The organism is Pseudomonas sp. NFIX10, from assembly GCF_900111955.1.
Classification (GTDB): Bacteria; Pseudomonadota; Gammaproteobacteria; order Pseudomonadales; family Pseudomonadaceae; genus Aquipseudomonas; species Aquipseudomonas fluorescens_AA.
In genome coordinates, this window is record NZ_FOKH01000062.1 from 1 (window position 1) to 1,978 (window position 1,978).

Annotated in this window: 3 protein-coding genes; all 3 read right to left on the bottom strand. The window is 57.7% G+C overall.

The genetic code is table 11. From position 1 onward, the window contains the following. Positions 1 to 143 precede the first annotated feature (143 nt). Positions 144 to 437: an antibiotic biosynthesis monooxygenase family protein gene (locus BM321_RS29205; protein ID WP_092446468.1), complete on the bottom strand. Its 294-nt coding sequence runs from the start codon at positions 435 to 437 to the stop codon at positions 144 to 146. A gap of 33 nt (positions 438 to 470) precedes the next feature. Next, complete coding sequence (locus tag BM321_RS29210; RefSeq protein WP_092446470.1) at positions 471 to 1,445, bottom strand: zinc-dependent alcohol dehydrogenase family protein; 975 nt, start codon at positions 1,443 to 1,445, stop codon at positions 471 to 473. Between the two features lie 64 nt (positions 1,446 to 1,509). Beyond that, a complete protein-coding gene (locus BM321_RS29215; protein ID WP_003177098.1) occupies positions 1,510 to 1,812 on the bottom strand; it encodes an ArsR/SmtB family transcription factor in 303 nt (100 codons plus the stop codon). Positions 1,813 to 1,978 lie beyond the last annotated feature (166 nt).

The window sequence follows — 1,978 nt, forward strand, 5'->3', positions numbered from 1 at the left end:
AGCGTGTAGTCGCGCTGACTACGCCTTTTTGCTGATTTCATTACGCCCTCCTGAAAACGGATCAGAAGGTGTAAACCTTATTCAGGACGGGACAGAAAAATAAAATAGGGGGACAGATTTATTTTCTGCCCCCTTCGTCAGCCCTAAAAGCCGCCCCCCTCAACATGGTAAACCCTCGGCTCCTCCGAAAAGTATTCCTCCAACCCCATCATGAACAGCCGATGGTCTTCACTCGCTTCGAAGCCCGGTGTGTGGTCTTCCAGCGATTGCCACCGCACGATCAGGTTGAACTGCTCGGGGGTTTCGATCCCTTGCGCCAGCATGTGGCCGCCGTACCCCTTGGCGCGGGTGAGCAATGGAGCGACCTCGGCAAATGCGCGGCAGAACGTTTCGATGCGTTCTTTGTGGACAGGAAGCACAGCGATTTCGTAAACCATGACGCACCTCTGAATTGGGTAAAAACTCCGCACTTACGGAATGAGCGATGGCTCGACGGCAATGGCGATTTTGCCTCGGAGACCGTTGTTGGCGCTTTCCAGCCGGGCATGGGCCAGGGGAATGTCGGCCAGCGAATAGACGGCGCCGACATGGGGACGCAGCTGACCGCGGGCTATCAATGCGCTCAGCTCATCGAGCTTGCCGCGGTTTTGCCGGGTAAACACGAAGTGATAGCTCGCGTTCTTGCCCCAGGCCTGGACGAGGTTTTGTGGCTGGGCGATGTCCACGATCGAGACGACGCGGCCCAGTTGGGCGAGGACGTCGGGGCTGCGGGACAGTGTGTTGCCGCCAATGGTGTCGAATACGACATCCACGCCGCGGCCCGCGGTTTCCCGAAAAACAGCGTCGACATAATCTTCTTTTCCGTAGTCGATGATCACGTCGGCACCCAAGTTGCGGGCAAACTCAGCGTTTGTTTCGCGCACCGTGGTGAACACCCGGGCGCCCATGGCTTTCGCCACTTGGATCGCGACATGCCCGACGCCTCCAGCGCCGCCGTGGACAAGAATGCTCTCCCCTACCCTGAGTGCCGCGCGCACCACCAGCGCTTCCCACACCGTCCCGCCCACCAGGGTCAGGCTTGCGGCCTCAAGATGGCTCAGCTCGGGCGGTTTCTTCCCGATAATGCTTTCGGCCGCGACGTGGTACTCGGCGTAGCTGCCTGACCCTTCAAATATTTGCGGGGTGTACCAGACTTCGTCTCCAGGCGCGAAGGCGGTCACACCGGGCCCGACGGCTTCGACCACGCCGGAGACGTCGTGGCCGGTGATGGCCGGCAGAGGCACCAGGTCGGAATAGTCGCCGCGTCGAACCTGGTAATCCAACGGGTTGATGGAAGTGGCATGCACCCGGACCAGGACTTGCCCCGCTTGCGGCACGGGCTTGGGCACGTCGCGGAGTTCGAACGATTCAGGACCGCCGAATGATTTAAGCATCATCGCTTTCATAGTAAATCCTCGTATCGATAAAAAGGGATATCGGGATATCTCGATATTCTGTGGTAAAAAAACGCTACAGGTCTTTGCCAATGATCTCGGCGAGAGCACTGATGGTTGCTTCATTGCGTTTGTAATAGGTCCACTGGCCGATGCGCCTGACTTCGACCAGACCCACCCGTTGCAACGTAGCCAGATAACCGGACACCGTTGACTGCGACAGGCCGATCCCTTCCTGGATACTGCTGACGCAGACGCCGACCGTGTGAACGTCACCCTCATCCTGCGGGGGGAAGTTCTTTGCCGGATCCTTCAAACCTTTCAGGATTTGGAGACGTGTCGGGTTTGAGAGGGCTTTGAATATTTCGAGTAGGTCCATGCGGCTAGGATATCGAGATTTTTCGATATGTCAATACGTGAATTAGGAGAGCTCGTGAGCTGGGGTTTTGCGGCTGCTTCACGCCCTGAGCTCTTCCGTCAACATGCTTTCGTTGCCTCCGGTGCTCTTATCAAAGGCGAGTCGTGGCGGGCCAAGGCTTGTAAAT